A 24,076-nucleotide genomic window follows, 5' to 3' on the forward strand; every position below is an offset into this window, starting at 1 on the left:
CCCGGCCGAGCCTTTAGGTAATCGACAACCACCTTCACCAAATTCAGCTTCATCGCTTTTTCCCCTCCGTCACAGGCGCGCCCCAGCCTGCGGTGGTACCTTCAGTGGCACCGCAGCCGGGTGATACGTCGAGTCAAAGACCATATCGGTCAGCCAGCGCTTGAAGCTGGGGTTATCGCTGAACTGTTTGAACAGCTCCGTGTGGTCGGAGATCAGCTCCAGCACCACGCGATTCAGCGCCTTGTCGTGCTCCAGCTTCGCGTTCTGCTTGTCGGAGTTGGCCTGTGCGTTCTGGTAGGCCTTGTCCTGCGCCACGCGCGCCGGAATTTCCTCGGTGATGACCTTTCGAATCTTGTCGCCGTCCTTCCACTCGATGTTGCCGAACATATCGTTGAAGGCCTTGATGATGTTCGATAGCTTGTCGATATCGGGCGTGCCGCCACCTCCGCCACCACCGGGCGGGGGCGGTTCGATGAAGGCGTCGGCATTGTCCATCGACATCTTCAGCGATGCCTGTGCCTCCACGCGGTAGCTGTCCATGTCGATGGCTTCCAGCACTCCCTTGGAGAGGTCTTCCTCCTTCGGCGCGGGGAGCTTCGGAATCAGGAAGTTCAGGAAGATCGCCAGCTTTTCCCAGGCCGGGTGACCGTAAGTCAGGATCGCCGCGAGGAAGCCATAGCTGCGCACGAAGGACTTGGCCTTGCCCTTGAACTCGACTTGGCCGTCTTCGTCCAATTTGTCGATGTACTCGGCCACGCAGGCATCGAGGATGGGGTCTAGCTTGTCGCGGTCTGCGCCTGTGACGTAGAGCGCCACCAAATCCTCAACCTGCTGCCAGCTGTACACCTGCTTCGCATCGAGGTCGTTTTTCAGGTCGTGCAGCTTGTTGGCGTCGGTTTCGCCGGTCTGGATCGTGGCGCGGTAGTAGTCCTGGAAGGCCACCTTCACCGGCTCGGCGTTGTCGGCAAAGTCGAGCACGAAGGTGTCGCGCTTCTGCGGGTGTGCCCGATTCAGCCTTGAGAGCGTCTGCACCGCCAGCACGCCCGCCAGCGGCTTGTCCACGTACATCGTGTGCAGCAGCGGCTCGTCGAAACCCGTGACGAACTTGTTGGCGACGATCAGGAAGCGATACGGGTCTTGTTTGAGCTTGGACGGAATGTCCTTGCTCGGGAAGTCGTTGAGGTCGGCCTCGGTCTTCTTCACCCCGCCAATCTCGAAGTCGCCCGAATACGCCACGATGGCCTTGAATGGACTCTTGATCGTGGCGAGGTAATCCGACACCTCGCGCCAGTAGTCGATGGCCCGCGCGATGCCGTTGCAGACAATCATGGCCCGTGCCTTGCCGCCGATCTTGTGCTTGCCCGCCACCTGCGCGTTGAAGTGATCGACCATGATCTCGGCCTTCTTGCGGATTGCCTTGTCGTGGGATTCGACGTAGTGGCGAATCTTCTTCAGCGCCTTCACCTTGTCGAAATCCGGGTCGTCCTCCACCGTCTTGGCGACGTGATAGAAGCTGTCCACCGAGGTGTAGTTCGCAATCACGTCGAGGATGAAACCCTCCTGGATCGCCTGCTTGGTGGTGTAGGTCAACTCCTCCGGCGAACGGTAGCGCGCTTCGCTGCCCTCCACGTAGCGCTCGCCGAACAACTCCAGCGTCCGGTTTTTCGGCGTGGCCGTGAAAGCGAAGTAGCTGGCGTTCGCCAGCATCTTGCGCGACTCGATCAGCTTGTTGACAGCGTCCTCAACGGATTCGTCGTCATCCTCATCGTCGCCAGCAGCGCCAGACAGGGCCATGTGCATCTTGGCCGTGGTCTTGCCGCCCTGGCTGGAATGCGCCTCGTCGATCAGCAGAGCGAATTTCTTGTCCCCGAGGTCGCCCAGCTCATCGAGGATGAACGGGAACTTCTGCACCGTCGTCACGATGATCTTCTTGCCCTTGCGCAGGAAGGTGCGCAACTCGGCAGCGTCCTCGGAATGGCCGAAGATCGACGCCACGTGGTCGTAGCTCTTGATGGTGCGGGCGATCTGGGTATCCAGCGCGCGCCGGTCGGTGATGACAATGACCGAATCGAACTGGGCCAGCATCGCATCGGCAGCGGTCTTGAGCTCCACCAACTGATGGGCCAGCCACGCAATGGTGTTGCTCTTGCCGCTGCCCGCCGAGTGCTGAATCAGATAGCGCTTGCCGACCCCGTCCTCGCGGGAGCGGTGCAGTAAGGCGCGGACGGTACGTAGTTGGTGAAAACGCGGGAACACCTGCTTGCGCCGCTTCTTGCCCTTTTCGTCTTCCTCGTCCACCACCTGCGTGAAGTTCTCGATGATGTTGGCCAGCGAGTCCTTCTGCAGCACCTGCTTCCACAGGTAATCGGTTTTCAGGCCGTGCGGGTTCGGCGGATTGCCCGCACCGCTGTTCCAGCCCTGGTTGAACGGCAAGAACCACGAGGTCTTGCCGGTGAGATGCGGGCAAAACCGCACCTCGGCATCGTCCACCGCCATGTGCGCCACGCAGCGCCCCAACTGGAACAGCAACTCGGCTGGATTGCGGTCGGTCTGGTACTGGGTGATGGCGTCGGCCACGGTTTGCTTGGTCAGCGAGTTCTTCAACTCGAAGGTCAGCACCGGCAGGCCGTTAATGAAGATGGCCATGTCCAGCGAACGCTGCGATTCGTCATTGCTGTAGCGCAACTGGCGGGTGACGCTGAAAATGTTCTTGCCAAAGTTCTCGGCGGCACTGACGTTGCCCGGCGTCGGCAGCAGCTTGTACAGATCGACGTGAACCGGGCCGTGGCCCACGCCCTTGCGCAGCACATCCACCACGCCGCGCTTGGCGATCTCGCCCTGGATGCGGTGCAGGAACTGCGTGCGCTTGATGCCCTCGCTGGCCAGCTCCAGTGTTTCGACCGCCTTGGGCTGGGTGGCCTGCAGAAACGCCAGCAACTGCACCACATCCACCGCCACGTCGCGGTTGTAGTCCGCCGCCCGGCCAAGCACGTAGCCGCCGGGTGCGTACACGGCCTGTGCATCTGCCGCCGTGTTGGTCGCGACTGACGGGTGCTCGCTGATACCCGCCAAATGGCGCACGATCAACTGCTCCAGCGCTCTTTCGCTGGTGTCGGTGGGTTTCATTCGGTGGCTCCCTTTGTCTCGTTCGGCAACAGGCCTCGCACTGCGCGTTCGCGCGCCAGCTCCACCGCGCGATGCAACTGGGCCTGCAATACCTGCATATCCGGGATGTGCGCCAGGTATTCCGCCACGCGGATATTGGACGCTTCCATGTCCAGCAATTTCACCTGCTCGGCGTCCTTGCTGGCGCACAAAATCAGGCCGATGGGCGGCTCCTCGCCCGCCGCGCGGTCGTACTGGTCGAGCCAGCGCAGGTACAGCTCCATCTGCCCCTTGTGCGCGGGCTGAAACTTCTCCAGCTTCAACTCCACCGCGACCAGGCGTTTGAGATGACGGTGATAGAACAGCAGGTCAAGGTAGAAGTCGTCCGCGCCGACGCTGATGCGCTTTTGCCGCGCCACGAAGGTGAAGCCCACGCCCAGCTCCAGCAGGAAGCGCTCCATCTCACGCAGGATGGCGTCTTCCAGATCGCGCTCGCTGAAGTCGTGCGGCAGGCCCAGGAAGTCCAGCATGTAGGGGTCGCGGAACACCAGCTCGGGCGTCATCTGGCCGCCGTCGCGAAGGTGGCTGATTTCCGCCTTCACCACGGCTTCGGGCTGCTTGGCGATGGCCGTGCGCAGGTACAACTGGCTGCCGATGCGCTCGCGTAGAGTGCGCACGCTCCAGCGCTCCACGCGGCATAGCTCGGCGTAGTATTCGCGCTCCAACGGCTGCTTGAGCGGCAAAATTTCGATGAAGTGGCTCCAGCTCAATTGTTGCGACAGCGTCGCAACAATTGCCTCGTCCGGGAACGCCTCTGAGAACTTGATCATGCGCGCCAGATTGCGTGCACTGAAGCCGCGCCCGTAATCACGCACCAATTTTGCCGACAGTGTCGGCAAAATCTCCTCGCCGTACTCGGCGCGACCGTTGCGCAGCACCTCGTGGCGGATACGCTGGCCTACATGCCAGTGCAGCACCGTCAGCGTGGCATTGGCGGTCTGCGCGACGTGCTGGCGGGCGGACTCGATCAGGCCGCGCAGTTCGGTGAGCAGGCTGCCTCCAGCCAAGGCGGGCTCAGTGTTCTTCGCCATCCTCGTCCTCCCCGTCGGTATCCATGTCTTCGTCGCCACCCAGTGCGGCCAAGTCTTCCTCGGCCACCCCATCATCCGGGCCCGGCACCCAGCCGCGCACGTCCACTTGGCCGGTGACGACATCGGCAATCTGCCGGTCGCGGTATTCGCGGATCAGTTTGATTTCTTCCTCTGCACGAGCGATGGCCTCGTCGAGTGGCTGGCACTCGTCGTCGATCCGCTTGCAGATGACCTTTTGTTCTTCGACAGGTGGCAGCGCAATGACAGCGTTCTTTACATCGTGCTTGCCGAGTGCGAAGCGCGTGACGCCTGTAGCGAGAACGTGAAATTGCTGCGCAATCCGCGCCGAGCCAATGGCGCGAAACAGGAACTCGCCTAGGACACGATCCGGTTCCGGTCGTAGCAAGCCGAGGTGATAGGCACACACCACGCCGGGCAAGCTTTTCGGCACCCACGCTGGTACGGCAATGTCGTTCGGTGTCTCAGAGTCCTTAGTGATGATGACGTCGCCAGCTTTCAGCGTGAGGCGGGCAATTTCCGCCGAAGTCGCTGTAGCGCGCATCAGATCCATATCGCCAGTAATGCGGTCGTTCTTGTAGACATCGGTGTAGTTGCACAGGCGAATCGGCGTTTCGTCATCGTGAGAATGTTTGTCCACGCCGCTAAAACGCACGTCTGCGATGTGCTTGAGAAATGCGACTTCCCAATGCTTTGGCACATCCCCCAGCCACTCGATGCCGGACGGCTTCAACGCGACCGAGGCATCGAGGCCGCGCGTGACGGCGTGGTCGATGATGCGCAGCTTCTGTTCGGTGAGCAGGCGGATGAGATCGCGCTTGGCCTTGATGAGCCGGGCGATGTGGCCGTCCTGCACGCGCAGGTAGGCGACGATCTGGTCTTGCTCGGGGCGGGGTGGAACCAAGGACGGCATTTGCTTGAACTCGTCCCAATAGAGCCGGTTGCGATCAGCCACGATGCCGCGTGAGAACTTGTTCACTTCGCGCATGTAAGCATCGGTGCGGAACAAGTAGCTGTAGTAGGCGCTGTTGGCCTCCTCGAAGGGTTTGACCACCACGTAGGCGGGGCTGACCAACCCGTCAACCGGGGCGGGACCGAGTGCGCCTTGCCACATCCGCATCATGTTGTAGGCGATGTCACCCTTGGCGGCGCGCTTGTACTTCTCCTTCTGGCTCATCACCTGTTTGCGCTTGAGGTTTTCCATGTCACGCACACGCACGCCCGTACGCAGGGACACCTCCAGAATCGGCAGCTCGGGGAAGCCGGTCTGCACCCGGTGCGCGAACAAACGACCGTTGCGCAGCACACTCCAGCCCTGTGGCACCTTGGGAGCCCAAGGCAATCCCGACTCTTGGTACGCGGGATACCTTGCCTGCACTCCCATCACGCCGCCCCCACGATCTTGTGCAGCAGACCGTCGGTCTGCTCTTCCAGCTTCAGAATGTCGGCACGAATCTGCTCCAGCGTGCGCAGCGGGGTCGGCTTGTAGAAGTAGCGGGCGAACGAGATCTCGTAGCCGATCTTGGTGGCGTCCATCGCGATCCACGCATCCGGCGCGTGGGGCAGCACCTCGCGCACAAAGAAGGCCTCGATGCCGCCGGCTTCCTTGAGCGGCACCTGTTCGGTGTCGCGCAGGTCGGTGTCGGCCTCGTACTCGACCATGAAGCGATCCTTGCCCACGGTCTGCAGGTACGCCCCGTCGTAGCCGGGTTCGAAATGGTCGCCCGCCTTGAGCTTGCTGCGCTTGGCAATGACCGGCGGTGCCGACTCGTCGCGCCAGCTCACCGCCTTGTAAATGGCCTTCTTTTCGGGCGCGCCCAGCTTCTTGCCGTGCGCCTTCATCGTGGCGTCAAAGCGCGTGCGGAATTCGTTGTGGTCGTCAAACACGCCTTCGCCCAGTTCCTGCTGCGCCAGCTTGGCCGTTTCCAGCAGGGACTTGTCGCGCAGCCAGGTCGCGGGGTCGAGCAGCTTCTTACGCCGCTTCTCCGGCACGGCCTTCTTGGTGATCTTGGCGTCTTCGTCATCCGACTCATCATCGGCATCGTCGTCGCCATCGTCACCTTTCAGCCACGCTTCGATTTCGGGCTTGAGCTTGGCGAATTCGGTGTACAGCTTGTCGCCGTGCTTGGCGTACATCTCGCTGCGCAGCGCCTCGTCACCGGTGGCAAAGCGCAGGCTTTCGATGGCGTTGCGTTTGAGTTGGCTCTTGAGGCGCAGCGGGCGATCAACTGTGATCTTCCAGTAGCCGAAGTCGGCGTTGTCGAACCACTTGCACTCAGGTGTTGCCTTCGCGGCCTCGGCATCGGTGGGCGGCTCGTCGAGGTAGTGCTTGAGGATGCGGTCAATATCCGCATCCGCCAGTTCGCAGTTCTTCTTGCCGAGGTTGCGCCGCATCGGCTGGAACCACTGCGAGGCGTCGATCAGTTGCACCTTGCCCCTGCGATGCGCGGCCTTCTTGTTGGCCAGCACCCAGATGTAGGTGGCGATGCCAGTGTTGTAGAAGATGTTGAGCGGCAGGGCGATGATGGCTTCGAGCCAGTCGTTCTCCAGCACCCAGCGGCGGATGTTGCTCTCGCCCTGGCCCGCGTCGCCGGTAAACAGCGCCGAGCCGTTATGCACCAGCGCGATGCGACTGCCCAGCGGCGTGTTGTGCTTCATCTTCTGCAGCTTGTTCACCAGGAACATCAACTGCCCGTCGCTGGAACGGGTGATGAGCTTGAATTCGGCATAGCCGCCGTGGTTGACGATGAAGCGCGGGTCGCTGAATTCCTTCTTGCCGCCCATCCGGTCGAGATCGGTCTTCCAGCTCTTGCCGTAGGGCGGGTTGGAGATCATGAAGTCGAACTCGCGTGAGCGGAACTGATCGGCCGACAGCGTGGACTTGTCCGCGCCGCCGACGATGTTCTCGGCCTCGTCGCCTTCGCCCTTGAGCAGCAAGTCGGCCTTGCAGATGGCGTAGGTTTCGGGGTTGATTTCCTGCCCGAACAGGTGAATCGAGACTTCCTTGTCGTGGCTCGCGGCCAGTTCCTGAAGCGCCTCGTCCGCCACGGTGAGCATGCCGCCAGTGCCGCAACTGCCGTCATACAGCAGGTAGGTGCCGGACTGGATCTGGTCGGCCACCGGCAGGAACAGCAGCTTGGCCATGAGGTTGACCACGTCGCGCGGGGTGAAGTGTTCGCCAGCCTCTTCGTTGTTCTCTTCGTTGAAGCGGCGGATCAACTCCTCGAACACGGTGCCCATGCCGTGGTTGTCAAGTGCGGGCAGCTTGATGCGGCCATCGGCATCCTTGACTGGCAAGGGCGAGATGTTGACCTCGGGGTCGAGGAAGTCGTTGATTAGATGGCCGAGGATGTCAGCCTCAACCATCGTCTGGATTTGGTCACGAAACTTGAATTTCGCCAGGATGTCCTGAACGTTGGGCGAGAAGCCGTTCAGGTAATCAACGAAGTTGTCGCGCAAACGCTGCCCCTGCCCACTGGCGGTGAGCGTCGCGAGGGTGAACTCTGACGTGTTGTAGAAGGCCTGCCCCGCCGCCATCCGCAGCGCTCCGTCCTGTTCGGCCACCTTGTGCGTGTCGAGAAACCTCTTGCGCTCCAGCACCGCCTGCTTGGTGGATTCCAGCACGGCGTCGAGCCGCCGCAGCACGGTAAAGGGGAGGATCACGTCACGGTACTTGCCGCGCACGTACACGTCGCGCAGGCGGTCGTCAGCAATGTTCCAGATGAAGTCGGCGACCCACTTCAGGTTGCTTTGGTCTTGTTGTTTTACGGGTTTCATCAAACCTGCCCTTGCATCGCTGTTGTGGTGTCAGCCGTTTTGCTGACTGAATCGGTTGGTGGCACGGCAAGGTTCCAGTGCTTTTCGAGCACACCGACGAGGCGCTTCTGCCGATCAATCAGCAGTGCCGGTGTCCACGTGTTTTCTGACCGAACTTCCTGCGTCAGCACGAAGGGTGATGCGGTGCCCTTGCCTCTGAAGTAGGCGTCCTTCTTCTTGGCAAAGTCGTAGTTGCTGGCGGACGAGTTCTTGTTCCTGTCCAGCGGAACCAGGTTGGCGAGGCGGTGCATCCAGCCATCGCGCTCGTCCTTGTCGGGGAACCACTGGAGCCAGTCCGAACCGTCGGACGGTGTTTGTGGCAGGACGTGTTCCAACGACACGGCATTCTGGAACTGCACGCCGGGGGCGCGCACCAAGGATTCAAGGCGCAAGACCAGCGCCATGCGTGCCTTGGGCAGATCGTCATAGATGTCCCCATCGAGTGCCGCGATGAACTTGCGCTTTTGCGCGTCAGTCAGAGCCAGCGTGGTGAGATCGGCCAAATCTCCCTTGAAAGTCTCCGGTTCGACTTCCTTGGTGAGCGCGGCGTAGGTTTCGATGCGCTCGTTGATGCCTACCTTGGTGACCAGCAGGAAATAGGTGAGGCGTTCCAGTGACGCGAAGAATTCCGCGAGCAGCGCGGGCTTTTGCCGGAAGCGCTTGAAATACACCAGCGCCGGGGGCACCCAGTCCTTGAAGTCCACGCGGCTGAGCCAGGACAGGTGCTGGTTGATCGTCTCGGCGTGCTCGGTGGCTTCGAAGTCTGCATCGCGCACGAAGTCCCACACTTCGGCGTAGGGCTTGATGACCTTGTCGACCAAGTCGATGGGAGCCTTGTACTCGGTGACGTGCTCCTGGAATTCCTTGACCAGCGTGGCCCGCTGCTTCTGCTTGGCGTAAATGGTGCGGATGTGGCCGAACAGGTCGCCAAAGGCGTCGCGGCCCAGGGCAGTCTCGATGCGGCTCCACTCTTTGGCGTAGGCACGGCTCTTGACGTCGCCTGCCGTAGTGCGGATCAGGCCCAGCACCTGCGCCTTGATGATGTCGATGGGCGCGAGATCGAGCCCCCGGTTGTTGAGCACCGAAAAGATGCGGTACGCGGCTTCGAGGTCGGGCGTGGAGATGACGACCAGCGAGCAGTCGTTGGCGAGAAACTGCCACAGCGCGATCAAATCGGCGGGCGGCAGCGCCTTGGCCTTGCCGAGCAGCAGCGTGGCGTTTTCGCGGTAGCGCAGGCGGCTGTCCTCCAGCTTGGAGGTGCTGTCGACCAGCTGCGCGATGCCACCCGGCTCTTGAACGTTGACGCGGAAGAAGGCGGCATCTTCTTCACGGGCGGTCAGGCGGTATTCGTTCTTCTCGCCGAGGCTGACCTTGCCCTTCTTGTAGAGGAAGTCGGTGATGTCGTCGGCTGCGTGCGGCATGGCCTCACGCAGCACGGCGAACAGCATCGTCAACGTGGACAGACGCTGCTGGCCATCGACCACCGACGACTTCGGCTCCCGGTCGTTCTTGATCAGAACGATGCTGCCGAGGAAATATTGACTGGTCGCGCCGGAGATACGGGCGTCCTGCATGGCCGAGATCAGATCGTCGAACAACTCGCCCGCCTGCTCGGTTGTCCAGGCGTAAGGGCGCTGGTAGTCCGGGATCTCGAACTGGTAGCTGCCTTCGAAAATTTCGCGGATCAGCTTGTCGTGCGCTTCAAGTGTTTTGGCCATTGCGCTTGTTCTTTCCTATCGTTTCTTGGGGCTGCTCGGCGCTTGGTAGCCGGGAGCCAGCTTGGCGTTCTCTACGCCGTACAGCGCCAACGGGTCGCTGAGCCATAGCCGGTACTCGGGGCCGCGCAGGCTATGGTCGGGGGAGCAGTCCACACTCCATTTGCGCAGGATGTAGCCAGCCGTAGCGGCACGCAGCTTCATGTGCAACACGCCGCCTTGCATGCAGTAGTCCATTTCGGTGATTTCTGGCCGGGGCTGATCCGGGTGAGGAACCAGCTCCAGCTCGACGATCCGGGTCCACTGAATGTCCTGATCGCTCATCTCGTGGGGCGCCACGGGCTGCCCCTTGCGCACCACCGGGCGCTTGATGCGGGTGATGACGAAATCCCGGAACTCCTGCGATTTGCGGTCGAAGGCGCGGACGTGCCAGCGCAGGCCGTTGTCGATCAGCGCGAACGGGACGATCTCCCGCACGGTGCGGCCGCTGGAGATGGAGTGGTACTCGATGCCGAGCGGGCATTCGTAGTGGATGGCACGGGTCACGCTCGCCAGGATGTTCAGGTCAGGGTGGGTGAGCCGGGACGGGCTTTCGCTGGCCACCCAGGCTTTGATGTGCATCGGTTCACCGTCGCCAAAACCCTGCGTCAGCCACGACAACACCCGCTCGGGCGGGAAATCGAAGATTGGCTGGAAGCTCGGGCCGAGGACGTAGAACTTGCCTTTGCCGTCGTAGTCGATGTTGCCCGGAGCCAAGTCCTTGTACAGCGCCAGGTCCCTGGACGCAGCAGCGGACTGGATACCAAACCGCGCGACCAAATCCTGGCGGCGCATCTCCCCAATGAAGCGCACGCGCAACTCCACGAACGCGAGCCGGTCGCGCTGTGGCTGGGTTAGATCGGCAAGCTGTTCGTGGGGCATCCTGGTTGGCTCGTTCGGGTTAGCGAATGCTTATGCAGATTTCCGCCGAAAGTATATGGTCTGTGTAGAAAGACGTCTATAAATCTAAGTTGATTTGTTAGTGCGCTGCATTATGATAACCATTTTTGAGGCGCAAATGAGTGATCTCGCATGGACGAGTAGGTGATGAGTCCAGCGGAGCGCACCAGGAACGCCGTGGAATAGCGTGCATCCAGCAGGCTTCTGCGGACGAAAGCTGGTGCGAATAGAGCCTTGATAGGGAACAGGAGCACGGCCCATGGAACTGCGACACCTTCGCTGCTTTGTGGCTCTCGCAGAGGAGCTGCACTTCACTCGGGCCGCCGAGCGCCTTCATATCGAACAGCCACCATTGTCCCGCGCCATCAAGGAGCTTGAGGACGACCTGGGCGCGGTGCTCTTCGTGCGCAACCGCCGAGGTACGGTGCTTACCGAGGCTGGCGCGACTTTCCTGCAAGACGTGCGCAGGGTGTTCGCCGCGCTGAAACAGGCTCAGGAGAATGTCCGGGCGGTCGCGGCGGGGCTGAGCGGAAGCCTTCGCATCGCCGTGTCCGACGGCGCCATCGATCCCCGGCTGTCAGCCCTCCTGGCCCGTTGCCGTGAGGAAGAGCCGGAGATCGAGATTCGCCTGTCCGAAGTGCCGCTGGCCGAGCAGTTGCGCGGGTTGCGCTCGGGCGATTTCTCGATCGGGTTCGCGCACACGGCGGAGGTCGGCGATGACATCCTGACCGAGCCGCTCTGGCACGACTCGCTGGCGGTCGCGGTGCCCGCCAGACACCCATTGCTTTCACACAAGGCCGTTCCGCTGCATCAGCTTGCGAGCTACCCACTGGTCTTATGCGATCCGCAGATATGCGAAGGCTGCTACCGCGAACTGGTGCGGCTCCTGCGGCCGCTAGAGCGTGAGCCCGACGTTGTCGAGCATGTGTCTTCGCTGGACATGATGCTTACCCTGGTCGGTGCGGGCTACGGGGTAGGCTTCATCACGGCAACCAGGGTCGCGGCGAGCCCGCGCCCCGATGTGGTGATCCGTCCCCTGGCTATGGATTCCGCGATCATCACGACCTACTTGCTGCGACCTACCAGCGAGAGCATGCCGGTGTCGGTGGAGCGGTTCATCGCGCGCCTGCGCGAGCACTCGGGCGATTGATCGGGCAGTTCTTCGCAGGGAAAGTCTCGCCAATGATGTTCACTGGTGGTAAAATTTCGAGATACTTATGCTCGTCGCAACCCGTGAGAAGGCAAGCGTCATGAATGTTGGACAAGCCATTCGACTGTGCCGAACGCAACGGGGGGACTCTCAAAGCACCATTGCGAACCGAGCCAATTGTTCCGTGTCGTACTTGTCGATGCTTGAGAACAATAAGCGCGACCCGACACTTTCGACGGTCACCAGGATCGCCGAGGCATTGCATGTGCCTGTCGGCCTGCTGTTCGTTCTGGCTGCCGACTCGAATGAGCTGGGTGCGATCGACGAGCACGTCGCCGATCAATTGATGCAGTCTGCGCTGGCATCACTGGAAACATCGGCCAACATGACAGCGCAGGTGGGAGGTCACTATGGCTAATGCCGAACAACTCAAGGCGTTGGTGAAATCCCATATCGAGCGGGATGATCAGCACTTCTATTCTGTCGCCATGCAGGTCGCGGCCCGTGAAGCGAAGGTCGGTCACGGCAAGCTTGCCGAAGAACTGCGCGACATGATCGACGCGGCGAAAGCCCGTGTCTCACCGAATGGCACCGAGGGTAAGCTGGTGCCGTTGGCCCGTCCGCGCGGTGAGCTAGCGAACTTGCTGACGGTTTCCTATCCGAAGAATCGTCTGTCGGACATGGTGCTCGATGCGGAGATGGTCGAACAGCTTGGCCGCATCATGAAAGAGCAGAAGCACCATTTGCGCATCCGCGAGCATGGCCTGTCGCCGAGACGCAAGCTGCTGCTGGTCGGCCCGCCGGGTACCGGCAAGACGATGACGGCCTCCGTACTGGCTGGTGAGCTTGGTATCCCGTTGTTTGCCGTTCGACTGGATGCCTTGATCACCAAGTTCATGGGCGAGACCGCCGCCAAGTTGCGCCAAATATTCGATGCCATCAATGATGTGAGAGGCGTTTACTTCTTTGACGAGTTCGACGCCATCGGCTCACAAAGAGGACTGGCCAACGATGTGGGAGAGATTCGGCGAGTACTGAACAGCTTTCTGCAAATGATTGAGAGCGACCAATCCCATAGTTTGATCGTCGCGGCGACGAACCATGCGGAGATCCTTGACTACGCACTGTTTCGCCGGTTTGATGACGTGATCGAGTATCGGCTTCCAAGCGCGCCGCAGGCTGCCAAGCTGATCCAGTCGCGACTCGGGAAGTTCGCGCCCAAGCCCTTTCCACTCAAGGCCATCACAGCCAAGGCGGACGGGTTGAGTTACGCGGAGATCAGACGCGCTGTGGATGAATCCATCAAAGAGGCAGTGATGCACGACGAGGAGCGCGTGAAGGCAGATGTGCTGAAACGCGCTTTCGATGAGCGCCGCAAATTCAGCCTCAGTATGAACAATAAGAAGGTCGCGCCGAACCATGCCGGATCAACCGCAAGCTAAACGCCCGCATTTCATTCTTCGAGATACATCCCAAGCCGTCGAATTCAAAGCGCACTCTGCTGGAGGTGGATCGACACGCAACGTGCCGACCTTGCCCCGGCAGCAGCACGGGGCATCCCTTCGCGGCCAGGTTGAAAACTTGAAGCCCGTAGCAGCAGAAGCGGCTCAAGGTCAGCGAGACCTGCAACTGGAAAGCGGATTGGGCTTACAAATCCAGTTTTCCAGCCAGCCTGATGTCGAGTTGGCGTTCGAGAGCTTGGCGAACGAAACCAAGAAGATTGAACTTCTCAGTGTTCGCCGCGAGGGCAATCAAACCTTCGCTAATGTCTTCGTCCCTGATGGAAAGCTGGCGCATTTTGAAAAATACATCTCCGACTATCTGGAGGAGAAGAAGGATAGTCGCGGTCAAGCACGCGATCACAGGAAGCTGTTGGATGCAATCGAATCCATTCGAGCAGCAGAAATCAGGGCTCTGTGGACTGACGTCCCCGAACTACTGCCTGACGATCTCGCTACCGCCTTCTGGTGGGAGGTATGGCTTCCGGTTCGAGGGGCGGGACAGCGGCAAGTCGTTGTAGGGGACTTCAAGAAGCTCGCCCGCTTGGCAGAATGTGTCGTCAGCGACAAACAGGTCAACTTCCCCGAGCGCACTGTGCTGCTGATGTACGGATCGCAGCAGCAGCTTTCTCGGTCAGTAATGACGCTGAATTGTGTTGCCGAACTTCGCTATGCCAAGGAAACCGCCGAATTCTTCGATGGCATGGATGTGGGTGAGCAACGTGAATGGGCGGACGATTTGCTGCGTCGCGCCCAGTTGCCGCCGTCGGATGATGCAGCCCCCCGCGTATGTTTATTGGACTCCGGCGTGACGCGCACGCATCCGCTGCTGGAGCCTCTGATGGATGCGGGAGACCTGCATACGGTGGAGCCGGCATGGGGCGTGGAAGACGAGGCGAATCACGGCACAGGGCTGGCTGGCCTGGCGGCCTATGGCGATCTCACAGATATCCTTTCATCTGCTGACTCGATCAGCGTTCCGCATCGGTTGGAGTCGGTCAAGCTGGTGCCTACGGAAGGCGCCAACGAAGGCGATGCGCGTCACCATGCTTATCTTTTTACCGAAGGTGTCGCACGCCCTGAAATTTCAGCCCCGAATCGGACGCGCGTGTTTGCATCAGCAGTGACGGCTTCGGACTACCGTGATCGTGGCCGTCCTTCGTCATGGTCTGCTGCCGTCGATGGTCTTGCAGCAGATACCGATGGGGCGGGTGACAGTCCACGTCTGTTCGTGCTGTCCGCAGGCAACACGCGCGATCCCAATGCATGGGCCGGGTATCCCGATAGCCTCGCCACCAATCTTGTCCATGACCCCGGCCAGGCATGGAATGCCATCACGGTAGGGGCGTGCACTGACAAGATCGACACGGAAGGCCATCCTTCCTTGAATCACGTCGCAGAAGCCGGTGGCCTTAGCCCCTTTACCACAACGACCCGGACATGGGACCGAGCGTGGCCCTTGAAACCCGAAGTGGTGCTAGAAGGAGGCAATGCAGCCAAGGATGAGCTGGGTGCGGTAGGCATGGCCAGTCTGAACTTGCTGACGCCCCATAACCAGCCGCTGGATCGCTTGTTCACCACCAGCAACGCCACCAGTGCCGCATCTGCATTGTGTGCGGGAATGGCAGCTCAGATCATGGCAGCCTATCCGAACCTCCGGCCGGAAACCGTGCGTGCGTTGCTGGTGCATTCGGCACAATGGAGCGAGAGCATGCGCGGGATGTTCTTGCCCGCAGTGCCGAACAAGGACGATTATGTTCACCTGATTCGTCATTGCGGCTGGGGAGTCCCGGACTTGAACCGGGCGCTCTGGAGCGCGGGAGACTCGCTGACCCTACTGGTTGAAGACGTGGTACATCCTTATGCAAAGGTTCAGGGCAAGGGCATCGTAACGCGCGACATGAATCTGCACTCCTTGCCTTGGCCGAAGGATGAGTTGGAGGCACTGCAGGACACGCCCGTCGAGATGCGCATCACGCTCTCCTACTTCATCGAACCCAACCCTTCGGCGCGCGGTATCGCCTCGAAGTATCACTACCCTTCGCATCGTCTGCGATTCGATGTGCAGCGTCCGCTTGATGCATCCACCGAGAATTTTGTCGCACGGGTAAATGCGGCGGCCCAGCGCGAGGATGAGGGTGACCCTGTGAACCCATCCGACCCCAACTGGCTGTTGGGCGAACGGCAGCGGCATCGTGGTTCGCTGCACCAGGATGTCTGGAAGGGCACAGCGGCTGAATTGGCCAGCCGCGGATTCATTGCTGTCTATCCTTCGGCTGGATGGTGGCGGACACGACCTGCGCTGGAGCGCTATGGCCTGCCGGCGCGATATAGCTTGGTGGTATCCATTCAGACCCAGCAGATGGACGTTGATCTTTACGCTGCTGTTGCCCAGAAAATCCCTGCGGTTAACGTCGTTGCCGTGAATACGTAAGGAGCACACCGGCGTTCCGCCGCCGGGTTCACGGGCTGCGCCCTTTGCCTCGTGCCGAGTCGCTATGCCGAGCCTTGCGGCTCACTACCAGCGCTGAGGTTCCTTTCAGTCGCTGCCATCAACTCGCTGGCGCTTATCCCGAGTGCGGCAGCAATTTTCAGTATCAGGGGAAGCGTCGGCACATGCTCCCCGCGTTCGATTTTGCCCATGTGCGAACGCGATATTCCAGCCTGAAATGCAAAGTCGTCTTGAGCGACGCCTTGCGCGACGCGAGCGGCACGCACGGCCCGCCCGAAAGCTAATGCTGGTTCGGATTCATAGGTGGGTGTGCCAGGTGGACGACCTGGCTGAATAGTACGCTTCTGCATCGACAGAAGCGTCGAACAATCCTCTTAAATTAACCACGTTAAACATATAGACGTTAAAGTTCTCTCTTTACTATGATGCTGGTTTGCCCTTGACCTGCTTCGTCGCTTCTGTGGGTTCTCCATGGACAACATCACCAGCCAACCTGCCCACCTCAGGCTTGCGATAGCGCCAGGCGTATCGTCATCTCAGCTTTCGGCGCTGCTCGCGCTGCAACGTGCGCAAGAGCCAGAGGTCAGCATCGCGTTCCTTGAGGTTGCAGGCGACGAGTTGCTTGATGGACTCCGTGAAGGCCGCTATGACGTAGGGGTGTCGCTTCAAGGGTCGAGCGATCCGGCCATCCAAACCCAGCCTTTGTGGGTTGAGAGCATGGCCGTTGCGATACCGCTGCGGTTTCCCTTGCTGGATCAGGCATCGCTCACCGTCGCCGATCTACAGGACTACCCGATCTTTCGCTGGAGGGCTGAGGCTTGTTCTTCGCTGGATCATCGGCTGCTCTCGCTCTTGCCTGCTGACCAGCAGAATCTTCAGTACGTCACGTCTTTCGAGCTGATGGCGCTATGGGTTTCTGCCGGCTACGGCGTCGGGGTATCCGCGCAATCGCGCATCAAGCGCGCCCATGGATGGGGAATCAGCACGCGCCCCCTGGACGACGGCCCCTACGAAATCGTGACGCACCTGCATAGGCTCCAAGGGCAAGCGAACTCTGTTTCCGAGCGATTCGAGCGAAGGGCACTACAGATCGTAAAATCGGTCGCTTCCTGATCGCAGTGGCTGTCGGTGGCCGCCAGCGGAAGGCGGTGGATGTACGTCTTTCGCCAAGAGGGTCGGGGTGGTACACTTAGAGGCCATTTCTGGCTTGGGTAACCAGAAAAAATCGTTATTAATCAATGGGTTGGTTGCCTTGGGTGATTCCCATCGCCCGCTCCAGATCCCAATGCAAAAGCCCCTGACACCAACCAGTGCCAGGGGCTTTTTGTTTTCAGGCTTTACCGCGTAAAGCCCGGGAAAGATCGGAAGCGCCCCATGGATTTCGGCGGAGACGCAGCCGGAAGGTTCCTCTCCCTTACATCATCAGCGAGTAGGCCCGCTCCAACTGGTCCAGATCGATATCCAGAGGCAGCGGCAGGGGCGCTTCGCCGATGTGCTGCTCGCTGGCGAACTTTCCCTCGGCCAACACACGTGCCGGGTCGTTGAGGGCGAGGAAGTCACCACCGTCGTATTCCCAGAAGTTCAGCGGGGAGCGGCCGGAGTAGGTTTCGTTCCAGCAGGCGACGTACGAACGTTCGCCCAGGACTTTCGGACGGCAGGAAACGTAGGGTTCCAGATAGACCTCATGGGTGAGGTACAGGAAGGTGAGGTCATCCACGCGATAGGCCGGCGCTTCGCTGACCTCCTGAGGCTCCTCGTCCAGTTGCGCTTCGGGGTTCGCTCCCGGATCGACCGCTGCGACAGCGGAAAACCCATCCGCCCCGCCGGGCTCTCCCATGGCCATGCCTCCGCCGATGAAAAGGGAAGCAACCACGACCAATAACTTCAACACGACGCGTCCTCGCCTGAAAATCGCGGAGATTACGCCGCCAACTTTTCAGGTATGCGATCAGGGTGGCCCGCAACCTTCCGCCCCGCCGCCCGATATCGGGCAATTCCTACACGACGGAAGACGCATCCACCTGGGCCCGCACCCGGCTCGTCTTCTCGCTCAGCGCTCTTTCACGGTGTTCCGCAGCGAATTAGTAATTATCTGTAGGAATAACTCCTCAACAGCCTCGTATCACTTCCGCTCGAGCCGAATCTCGACCAGCTTGCCATCGATGAAGCGCAAGTGTCGGTAGACGCCTCCACTGGGGCCATACACCAAGAATTCGGTGCGTGCGGCATTCAACTTGGGCACGCCGTTGTTGCGCAGGGCAGGCTCGTTGACGATCCTGCTCAGCGGTTGCCCGCACCTTTCCAGGACTTGCTCGACGCTGTCGCCCTCGTCCATCAGATGCGTGCCGCATCTCATCGAGGCGACGGCAGGAATTGCCAACGAAGACATGAACAGCGTCAGCGCCGTGCGAAACATGGATACCTCCCGCTTCCCCCGATAATGAAAGCGCGGACCGCCGCGGGGCGAGGCGAACTCCCTCACAAAGGCGCAAGCGTCGCACGGCGGCATAGCGACGCAGGCAGTTCCTTGCCGTCGCTTCGCCAGCTTCGTTAGACTGCCGCATCGCAGCACGCTTTCGTGGCTGCGCCCTCCCCGATCCGAGGCTTGTATGTTGGAGATAGTAATCATCGGATAACCGCCACTTCGTCATCCCGCACGAGGTGTCGCCGGTTATCTACCTTCGCCATGGCTCGCACACGCCTTTTCGCGCAGTGCGGCCGCGTTGTCACACCGATGATTACAGGTTCTACCGACATGAACGTTTCCAAGCCGGAACAACGGACGCTTCACGCCTTGGCCCAGGGCGGCCATATCGCCTTCCTTCGCGACGCTTCGGGCAAGATCACCCGCGTCGAGTGCTACAACCGCGACGGCCACCTGCTGCTCGACTGCACCCTGGCGGTGTTCTCCAGGCTGAAGAACAAGGGCCTGATCCACTCCCGCCAGGGCAGGCCCTACCGGATATCCATGGCCGGGCTGAAAGCCGTGCGCCCGCAGGCGGACAATCGCTGACCCCCTTCCTTTTCCATTGCCCCCGCCGGGACAAGGCGGGGGTCCGAGGAGTGCTTGCATGAATATTTCCATCCGTGCGGAAACGCCCGGCGACATCGAGGCCATCGCCCGCCTGACCGAAGCCGCGTTCCGCAACGAAACGCATAGCAGCCATACCGAGCAGTACATCGTCGATGCCCTGCGCCGTGCTGGCGCGCTGACGCTTTCGCTGGTGGCCGAAGCGAATGGCCAGGTGATCGGCCATATCGCAGCCTCGCCAGTGACCATCGATGGCGAGGCGGGCGACTGGTACGGCCTCGCGCCGCTATCGGTGGCGCCCGGGCGACAGCGCCAGGGTCTCGGTTCGCAGTTGGTCCGGCGCCTGCTCACCGAGCTGCGACTGCTGCCCGCGGGTGGCTGCGTGGTACTGGGCGAACCGACCTACTACTCGCGCTTCGGCTTTCGGGTGGAAAGCGGCCTGGCGTTGCCCGGCGTTCCCGCCGAATACTTCCAGGCACAGTCCTTCAGCGGGCGCATGGCGCGAGGAATAGTGGCCTTCCACGCCGCATTCGACGCCAGCGACTGAGCCGGAACGACAGCAGCCGCTATGTCGCCCCCTGGTCGCGGGCTCAATCGAACTGGGTACCCTTCTGGATAAGTTCCACCTTGTAGCCGTCCGGGTCTTCGAGGAAGGCGATCACGCTGCGTCCGTGCTGCATCGGCCCGGCCTCGCGGGTGACCCGATAGCCCAGCGCCCTGGCCCGGGCGCAGGTGACGGCGGCATCCTCGACCTCGATGGCCAGGTGGCCGTAGCCGTCGCCCTGGGTGTAGCCGTCCCGGTCCCAGTTGTGGGTCAACTCCAGGGCAGCGGCCGCGCGCTCGTCCTGGTAGCCGACGAAGGCCAGGGTGAAGCGGCCTTCGGGATAGTCCCGGCGCCGCAGCAGGCGCATGCCCAGGGCGCGGGTGTAGAACTCCAGCGCGGCCTCGAGATCGGCCACGCGGAGCATGCTGTGCAGGATTCGCATGGAAATTCTCCGTGGAATCCGGCGGCGAGCCGCCGGAGCGGGGATCAACCCTCGATGCGGTAGCCCTTGAACAGGAAAAGCGGACCGAAGGCGTAGCTGTCGATCAGCTCGTAGAAGCGCGCGATGGTTTCGTTGCGGCAATGCTGGAGGAACGCCGCCTCGTCTTCGTACACCTCGTCGAGGTAGAAGCGGTTGCGGTTGTTCTCGTCGCGGATCACCTCGAAGCGCAGGGTGCCCGGTTCGTTCTGCAACGAGCCATTGGCATCGAACAGGCCTGCCGCGGCGAACGCTTCGCGCTTGTCGGAGGGAACGTCGAACTGAACCAGTACATGGTAGGTCATGGAATCTTTCCTCGTGAAATGGGGTTGGAAGCGATCGCGAGGTCCATGCTAGGGTGGCCTTTCACTCATTAAAAGTAATCAATAATCAGCAAATCGCTCACTTAAAGAGAATGATGTGAAACTCTCTCAACTCGGATTCTTCTGCGCGGTGGTCGAACGCGGCACCATCGCAGCCGCGGCCGAACAGTTGCATTGCGTGCCGTCGAACATCACTACCCGCTTGCGCGAACTCGAAGGACAACTCGGCGTAGCCCTGTTCAATCGCGAAAGGAATCGCCTGCTGGTCACCCCCGAGGGCCGCCTGTTGTACCGCCATGCCCGGCGCCTGCTGGCGCTGGCCGACGAGACCGCCGCGCTGTTCGCCGGCGACCAGGCGCACGGCGCGCTACGGGTCGGCGCACTGGACGTGGCCCTGGCCAATCATCTGCCCCAGCGCCTGGCCCGCTACCGCCGCGAGTCGCCGGGCGTTGAACTGCACATCCGCCCGGAGCATTCGCTGCTGCTCGAGCGCCTGCTGATGGAGGGAGAGCTGGACCTGATCGTCACCGACGGCCCCATCGAACACCCGTTGCTGGCCAGCCGCCTGGCCTTCCGCGAGCGCCTGTTGCGGGTCACTCCCGCCGACCTGCCGGCACCCACTCCCGAGGACCTCGCCAGCCTCGAACTCTATGTGTTCGGCCACACTTGCCACTACCGCCGCCAGGTCGACCGCTGGCTGGCGGAAAGCGGTATCCAGCCGCGTGCAACCCTGGAAATCGAGTCCTACCCGAGCCTCTTCGCCTGCATCGAGGCCGGTCTCGGCTTCGCCTGCGTGCCGGAGAGCTTCGTTGCACGCATGCCCTCCGCGCGACGGGGTTTCCATGCCGAACCGGTAGCCGGCCTGGACTCCAGCGATATCCATTTCGTCTGGCGCAAACAGCAAGCCTCGCCGCTGATCCAGGGCTTCATCGACAGCATCGGCGCCGACTGACGCCAATGATCGATGCCGCAACACAAACGCACTCGGAAAAATCGGTAACAGCGGAACCACTGCACAGACCAGAGAAAAAGCCGCCACCAACCAGGCCTGGCGGCGACACCGGAAGTACCCTCGGCGGCCGATTGCCGAGCCGATCCCCTACCTGCCCCCTGGGTTTTCCGACGAAAGACCTTGATTCGTGGGAGGTAGGGTCGTCTCCGCTAGATACCCCTCAACCCTGCGTGCGGGTTCCATGCCCGAGCGCCTTGGCGAGATTTGCCCATAGAGCCATCACTTATGACTGCGACAGACAGAACGCCCCCGCCATTGAAATGGCTCTGCCTCGGCAACCGTGATGCGAACGACGGATTCGAGCTCTTCGCCCATGGCATCTATGCGAGGAACGGCGCGTTGGTCGGCAGCAAGCTCTCCCTGCGCGAACGGCGCCAGCGCGTCGACCTGTCGGCCTTCCTTTCCGGCGCACCGCCGCTGCTTGCCGAGGCGGCGGTCAAGCACCTGCTGGCACGCCTCCTGTGCGTGCACCGGCACAACACCGACCTCGAACTGCTCGGCAAGAACTTCATTCCCCTGCATGCCAGCAGCCTGGGCAACGCCGGGGTCTGCGAGCGGATCCTGGCCTCGGCCAGGCAATTGCAGCAGCACCAGGTCGAACTCTGCCTGCTGCTGGTCATCGACGAGCAGGAACCCGCCTCTGCGGAGTACCTGGCGTCCCTCGCCCGGCTACGCGACAGCGGCGTGCGCATCGCGCTGCACCCGCAACGCATCGATACCGACGCTCGCCAGTGCTTCGCCGAGGTCGACGCCGGCCTCTGCGATTACCTGGGCCTGGACGCGCGCCTGCTTGCCCCCGGCCCGCTGACGCGTAACCTGCGCCAGCGCAAGAGCATCGAGTACCTGAACCGGCTGTTGGTGGCACAGGACATCCAGATGCTTTGCCTCAACGTCGACAATGAGGAACTGCACCAACAAGCCAACGCACTCCCCTTCGCCTTCCGTCACGGCAGGCACTATTCGGAGCCTTTCCAGGCCTGGCCGTTCAGCAGTCCGGCCTGCTGAACGCCGACGCGGCTGCCAGCCGTCACGCCAGGCTGGCCCGCTATCCCACCAGGCGCTACCCTTGGCGGTTTCGACGGACAGGGACGACGGTCATGGGCAACTATTTCGAGAGCCCCTTCAGGGGCAAGCTGCTCTCGGAACAGGTCAGCAACCCGAACATACGGGTGGGGCGCTACAGCTACTACTCCGGCTACTATCACGGGCATTCCTTCGACGACTGCGCCCGCTACCTGATGCCGGACCGCGACGACGTGGACAAGCTGGTCATCGGCAGTTTCTGCTCGATCGGCAGTGGCGCCGCCTTCATCATGGCCGGCAACCAGGGACACCGCGCCGAATGGGCGTCGACCTTCCCCTTCCACTTCATGCACGAAGAGCCTGCCTTCGCCGGCGCCGTGAACGGCTATCAGCCAGCGGGCGACACGCTGATCGGCCATGACGCCTGGATCGGTACCGAGGCGATGTTCATGCCCGGCGTACGGGTCGGCCACGGAGCCATCATCGGCAGCCGCGCGCTGGTGACCGGCGATGTCGAGCCCTATGCCATCGTCGGCGGTAACCCGGCCCGGACCATTCGTAAGCGCTTTTCCGATGGCGATATCCAGAACCTGCTGGAAATGGCCTGGTGGGACTGGCCACTGGCCGATATCGAGGCAGCCATGCCACTGCTGTGTACTGGGGATATCCCCGCCTTGTACCGGCACTGGAAACAGTGCCAGGCCTCGGCCTGACGGTTGGACGAAGGAGGTCGAGGATTTTTCTCGGGCCCGATGGCCTACCCTCTATGCTTCCAACGGTGTACTGTCGCGATGCCTGGCCATCCAGGCATGCGTGCCAGAGCCACTCCAGCGACCGTACCGGCGGAACGAAACGCTGTGTTTCCGCCAGCCCGTGCCGAGCAACGATCGCCGGAACGATCGCAGGACTTCATGACCGGCGGCCTCCTGGAACGGCTACCGGGCAAGACGAGTGACAAGAACGACACATGATTGAAGAAGCCACTTCCAGCAAGCACTCAGACACGACGGACGCCCCGCTGGTATCCGTCGTAGCGCCCTGCTTCAACGCGGAAAAGTACCTGGAAGAAGCCCTGCGCAGCATCTACGAGCAGGACTACCCGAATTTCGAAGTGATCATCGTCGACGACGGTTCCACCGACAACAGCTACGCCATGCTGGAGCAGTTGCAGAAAGTCCACGGTTTCCAGCTCTACCGCCAGCAGAACCAGGGCGTCAGCGCAGCGCTGAACTTCGGCCTGCGACACGCCCGCGGCGACTACGTAGCCACGCCGGACCTGGACGACATCATGCTGCCGCACTCGTTGAGCGTGCGCGCCGCGTACCTCGACCAGCACCCGGAAGTCGGCTGCGTCGGCGCCCTGGTGATCTACATCGACAGCGAAGGCCAGGAAACCAAGCGGCAGAACGGCAATCGCATCCGCCAGCTGGACTTCGACTACCTGCTCGGCAACGCCTACGTCTGCGGCGCCCCGGTGTCCCTGTACCGCATGGAGGCCCTGCGCGCCGCCGGCTTCTACGATCCCGAGATCAAGGTGCAGGACTTCCAGATGACCCTGCGCATCGCCAGCCAGGGCTACCAGATCCACAAGCTGCCGGTGCTGGTCACCCGCTACCGGCGCCACCCCGACAACCTGTCGCGGCGCTACAAGGTGCTGCTCGATGCAGACCTGCGCACCATCGCCCCCTACCAGTCGCATCCCGCCTACGAGCGCGGCCGCACGGAGCTGGTCAACAAGGCCCTGAAATACGCCGTGGTCGCGGACAAGCGGCATGCCTGGCAACTGCTCCGCTCGCTGCCGCTGCGGCAGTGGAACCGCACCACCTTCCGCCGGTTGAAGCGCTTCCTTCTCCATCACGAGACCACCTGAGCCCCGCGGA

Annotated in this window: 22 protein-coding genes; 11 read left to right on the top strand and 11 right to left on the bottom strand. The window is 61.5% G+C overall.

Annotated features, from left to right (window positions below):
- Nucleotides 1-69: 69 nt before the first annotated feature.
- From ACM0M4_RS23825 to ACM0M4_RS23850, 6 genes are all read right to left on the bottom strand, one after another.
- Entirely contained in the window at nt 70-3,126 is a 3,057-nt protein-coding gene (locus ACM0M4_RS23825) for a type I restriction endonuclease subunit R (protein ID WP_026383943.1), read from the bottom strand.
- Complete coding sequence (locus tag ACM0M4_RS23830; protein WP_051429146.1) at nt 3,123-4,196, bottom strand: PDDEXK nuclease domain-containing protein; 1,074 nt, start codon at nt 4,194-4,196, stop codon at nt 3,123-3,125. Before ACM0M4_RS23830 ends, ACM0M4_RS23825 begins: the two co-directional genes overlap by 4 nt.
- Nucleotides 4,180-5,520 (bottom strand): restriction endonuclease subunit S, encoded by a 1,341-nt coding sequence (locus tag ACM0M4_RS23835; RefSeq protein ID WP_223724521.1) that lies wholly within the window; start codon nt 5,518-5,520, stop codon nt 4,180-4,182. Before ACM0M4_RS23835 ends, ACM0M4_RS23830 begins: the two co-directional genes overlap by 17 nt.
- 77 nt (nt 5,521-5,597) lie before the next feature.
- A complete protein-coding gene (locus ACM0M4_RS23840; protein ID WP_026383946.1) occupies nt 5,598-7,991 on the bottom strand; it encodes a type I restriction-modification system subunit M in 2,394 nt (797 codons plus the stop codon).
- The gene (locus ACM0M4_RS23845) at nt 7,991-9,748 is read right to left on the bottom strand and encodes a DUF262 domain-containing protein (RefSeq protein WP_026383947.1); all 1,758 of its coding nucleotides are present in this window, start codon (nt 9,746-9,748) and stop codon (nt 7,991-7,993) included. Before ACM0M4_RS23845 ends, ACM0M4_RS23840 begins: the two co-directional genes overlap by 1 nt.
- A gap of 15 nt (nt 9,749-9,763) precedes the next feature.
- A complete protein-coding gene (locus tag ACM0M4_RS23850; protein WP_026383948.1) occupies nt 9,764-10,666 on the bottom strand; it encodes a WYL domain-containing protein in 903 nt (300 codons plus the stop codon).
- 277 nt (nt 10,667-10,943) lie between these two features.
- Here ACM0M4_RS23850 and ACM0M4_RS23855 point away from each other — a divergent pair, with 277 nt between their 5' ends.
- The 4 genes from ACM0M4_RS23855 (at nt 10,944) to ACM0M4_RS23870 (ending at nt 15,767) form a co-directional block, all read left to right on the top strand.
- A complete protein-coding gene (locus ACM0M4_RS23855) occupies nt 10,944-11,834 on the top strand; it encodes a LysR family transcriptional regulator (RefSeq protein WP_026383949.1) in 891 nt (296 codons plus the stop codon).
- A 100-nt stretch (nt 11,835-11,934) separates the two neighbouring features.
- The gene (locus tag ACM0M4_RS23860) at nt 11,935-12,252 is read left to right on the top strand and encodes a helix-turn-helix domain-containing protein (RefSeq protein WP_026383950.1); all 318 of its coding nucleotides are present in this window, start codon (nt 11,935-11,937) and stop codon (nt 12,250-12,252) included.
- On the top strand, nt 12,245-13,276 hold the full coding sequence (locus ACM0M4_RS23865; protein ID WP_026383951.1) for an AAA family ATPase: 1,032 nt from the start codon (nt 12,245-12,247) through the stop codon (nt 13,274-13,276). The genes ACM0M4_RS23860 and ACM0M4_RS23865 overlap by 8 nt, the downstream gene beginning before the upstream one ends.
- Nucleotides 13,254-15,767, top strand: a complete 2,514-nt coding sequence (locus ACM0M4_RS23870; RefSeq protein ID WP_026383952.1) for a S8 family peptidase — start codon at nt 13,254-13,256, stop codon at nt 15,765-15,767. The genes ACM0M4_RS23865 and ACM0M4_RS23870 overlap by 23 nt, the downstream gene beginning before the upstream one ends.
- A gap of 62 nt (nt 15,768-15,829) precedes the next feature.
- Here the strand turns inward: ACM0M4_RS23870 and ACM0M4_RS23875 are convergent, their stop codons facing one another.
- A complete protein-coding gene (locus tag ACM0M4_RS23875; protein ID WP_079384800.1) occupies nt 15,830-16,135 on the bottom strand; it encodes a helix-turn-helix domain-containing protein in 306 nt (101 codons plus the stop codon).
- A gap of 121 nt (nt 16,136-16,256) precedes the next feature.
- Between ACM0M4_RS23875 and ACM0M4_RS23880 the strand changes: the two genes are divergently transcribed.
- Entirely contained in the window at nt 16,257-16,898 is a 642-nt protein-coding gene (locus ACM0M4_RS23880; RefSeq protein ID WP_026383953.1) for a substrate-binding domain-containing protein, read from the top strand.
- Nucleotides 16,899-17,199: 301 nt separating this feature from the next.
- On the opposite strand, the gene ACM0M4_RS23885 is transcribed toward ACM0M4_RS23880, so the two are convergent.
- Nucleotides 17,200-17,676: a hypothetical protein gene (locus ACM0M4_RS23885; RefSeq protein WP_024100039.1), complete on the bottom strand. Its 477-nt coding sequence runs from the start codon at nt 17,674-17,676 to the stop codon at nt 17,200-17,202.
- A gap of 231 nt (nt 17,677-17,907) precedes the next feature.
- On the bottom strand, nt 17,908-18,201 hold the full coding sequence (locus ACM0M4_RS23890) for a DUF2845 domain-containing protein (RefSeq protein WP_054375976.1): 294 nt from the start codon (nt 18,199-18,201) through the stop codon (nt 17,908-17,910).
- A gap of 339 nt (nt 18,202-18,540) precedes the next feature.
- Here ACM0M4_RS23890 and ACM0M4_RS23895 point away from each other — a divergent pair, with 339 nt between their 5' ends.
- Both ACM0M4_RS23895 and ACM0M4_RS23900 read left to right on the top strand, forming a co-directional pair.
- Nucleotides 18,541-18,798 carry a YjhX family toxin gene (locus ACM0M4_RS23895; protein ID WP_009875959.1) on the top strand — a complete coding sequence of 86 codons (258 nt, stop codon included), beginning with the start codon at nt 18,541-18,543 and terminating at the stop codon, nt 18,796-18,798.
- A gap of 58 nt (nt 18,799-18,856) precedes the next feature.
- The gene (locus tag ACM0M4_RS23900) at nt 18,857-19,363 is read left to right on the top strand and encodes a GNAT family N-acetyltransferase (protein ID WP_054375973.1); all 507 of its coding nucleotides are present in this window, start codon (nt 18,857-18,859) and stop codon (nt 19,361-19,363) included.
- 43 nt (nt 19,364-19,406) lie between these two features.
- Here the strand turns inward: ACM0M4_RS23900 and gloA are convergent, their stop codons facing one another.
- Nucleotides 19,407-19,802 (bottom strand): lactoylglutathione lyase, encoded by a 396-nt coding sequence (gloA, locus tag ACM0M4_RS23905; protein WP_015648144.1) that lies wholly within the window; start codon nt 19,800-19,802, stop codon nt 19,407-19,409.
- A 44-nt stretch (nt 19,803-19,846) separates the two neighbouring features.
- A complete protein-coding gene (locus tag ACM0M4_RS23910) occupies nt 19,847-20,143 on the bottom strand; it encodes a putative quinol monooxygenase (RefSeq protein WP_003120798.1) in 297 nt (98 codons plus the stop codon).
- Between the two features lie 115 nt (nt 20,144-20,258).
- Between ACM0M4_RS23910 and ACM0M4_RS23915 the strand changes: the two genes are divergently transcribed.
- The 4 genes from ACM0M4_RS23915 (at nt 20,259) to migA (ending at nt 24,066) form a co-directional block, all read left to right on the top strand.
- Nucleotides 20,259-21,113 carry a LysR family transcriptional regulator gene (locus ACM0M4_RS23915; RefSeq protein ID WP_003455016.1) on the top strand — a complete coding sequence of 285 codons (855 nt, stop codon included), beginning with the start codon at nt 20,259-20,261 and terminating at the stop codon, nt 21,111-21,113.
- Nucleotides 21,114-21,398: 285 nt separating this feature from the next.
- Entirely contained in the window at nt 21,399-22,178 is a 780-nt protein-coding gene (gene toxR, locus ACM0M4_RS23920) for a toxA transcriptional regulator ToxR (RefSeq protein WP_054375972.1), read from the top strand.
- Between the two features lie 92 nt (nt 22,179-22,270).
- A complete protein-coding gene (gene catB / locus ACM0M4_RS23925) occupies nt 22,271-22,909 on the top strand; it encodes a type B chloramphenicol O-acetyltransferase (RefSeq protein WP_054375971.1) in 639 nt (212 codons plus the stop codon).
- 254 nt (nt 22,910-23,163) lie between these two features.
- Nucleotides 23,164-24,066, top strand: coding sequence for an alpha-1,6-rhamnosyltransferase (gene migA / locus ACM0M4_RS23930; protein ID WP_023116090.1), 903 nt, complete (start codon nt 23,164-23,166; stop codon nt 24,064-24,066).
- Nucleotides 24,067-24,076 lie beyond the last annotated feature (10 nt).

The sequence above is a fragment of the Pseudomonas sp. 18-147 genome, assembly GCF_051048045.1.
Lineage (GTDB): Bacteria > Pseudomonadota > Gammaproteobacteria > Pseudomonadales > Pseudomonadaceae > Pseudomonas > Pseudomonas aeruginosa.

Coding starts and splice junctions, on each gene's coding strand:
- ACM0M4_RS23825 (WP_026383943.1), bottom strand. CDS start 3,126: ATGAAACCCACCGACACCAGCGAAAGAGCGCTGGAGCAGTTGATCGTG.
- ACM0M4_RS23830 (WP_051429146.1), bottom strand. CDS start 4,196: ATGGCGAAGAACACTGAGCCCGCCTTGGCTGGAGGCAGCCTGCTCACC.
- ACM0M4_RS23840 (WP_026383946.1), bottom strand. CDS start 7,991: ATGAAACCCGTAAAACAACAAGACCAAAGCAACCTGAAGTGGGTCGCC.
- ACM0M4_RS23845 (WP_026383947.1), bottom strand. CDS start 9,748: ATGGCCAAAACACTTGAAGCGCACGACAAGCTGATCCGCGAAATTTTC.
- ACM0M4_RS23850 (WP_026383948.1), bottom strand. CDS start 10,666: ATGCCCCACGAACAGCTTGCCGATCTAACCCAGCCACAGCGCGACCGG.
- ACM0M4_RS23855 (WP_026383949.1), top strand. CDS start 10,944: ATGGAACTGCGACACCTTCGCTGCTTTGTGGCTCTCGCAGAGGAGCTG.
- ACM0M4_RS23860 (WP_026383950.1), top strand. CDS start 11,935: ATGAATGTTGGACAAGCCATTCGACTGTGCCGAACGCAACGGGGGGAC.
- ACM0M4_RS23865 (WP_026383951.1), top strand. CDS start 12,245: ATGGCTAATGCCGAACAACTCAAGGCGTTGGTGAAATCCCATATCGAG.
- ACM0M4_RS23870 (WP_026383952.1), top strand. CDS start 13,254: ATGCCGGATCAACCGCAAGCTAAACGCCCGCATTTCATTCTTCGAGAT.
- ACM0M4_RS23875 (WP_079384800.1), bottom strand. CDS start 16,135: ATGCAGAAGCGTACTATTCAGCCAGGTCGTCCACCTGGCACACCCACC.
- ACM0M4_RS23880 (WP_026383953.1), top strand. CDS start 16,257: ATGGACAACATCACCAGCCAACCTGCCCACCTCAGGCTTGCGATAGCG.
- ACM0M4_RS23890 (WP_054375976.1), bottom strand. CDS start 18,201: ATGTTTCGCACGGCGCTGACGCTGTTCATGTCTTCGTTGGCAATTCCT.
- ACM0M4_RS23895 (WP_009875959.1), top strand. CDS start 18,541: ATGAACGTTTCCAAGCCGGAACAACGGACGCTTCACGCCTTGGCCCAG.
- ACM0M4_RS23900 (WP_054375973.1), top strand. CDS start 18,857: ATGAATATTTCCATCCGTGCGGAAACGCCCGGCGACATCGAGGCCATC.
- gloA (WP_015648144.1), bottom strand. CDS start 19,802: ATGCGAATCCTGCACAGCATGCTCCGCGTGGCCGATCTCGAGGCCGCG.
- ACM0M4_RS23910 (WP_003120798.1), bottom strand. CDS start 20,143: ATGACCTACCATGTACTGGTTCAGTTCGACGTTCCCTCCGACAAGCGC.
- toxR (WP_054375972.1), top strand. CDS start 21,399: ATGACTGCGACAGACAGAACGCCCCCGCCATTGAAATGGCTCTGCCTC.
- catB (WP_054375971.1), top strand. CDS start 22,271: ATGGGCAACTATTTCGAGAGCCCCTTCAGGGGCAAGCTGCTCTCGGAA.
- migA (WP_023116090.1), top strand. CDS start 23,164: ATGATTGAAGAAGCCACTTCCAGCAAGCACTCAGACACGACGGACGCC.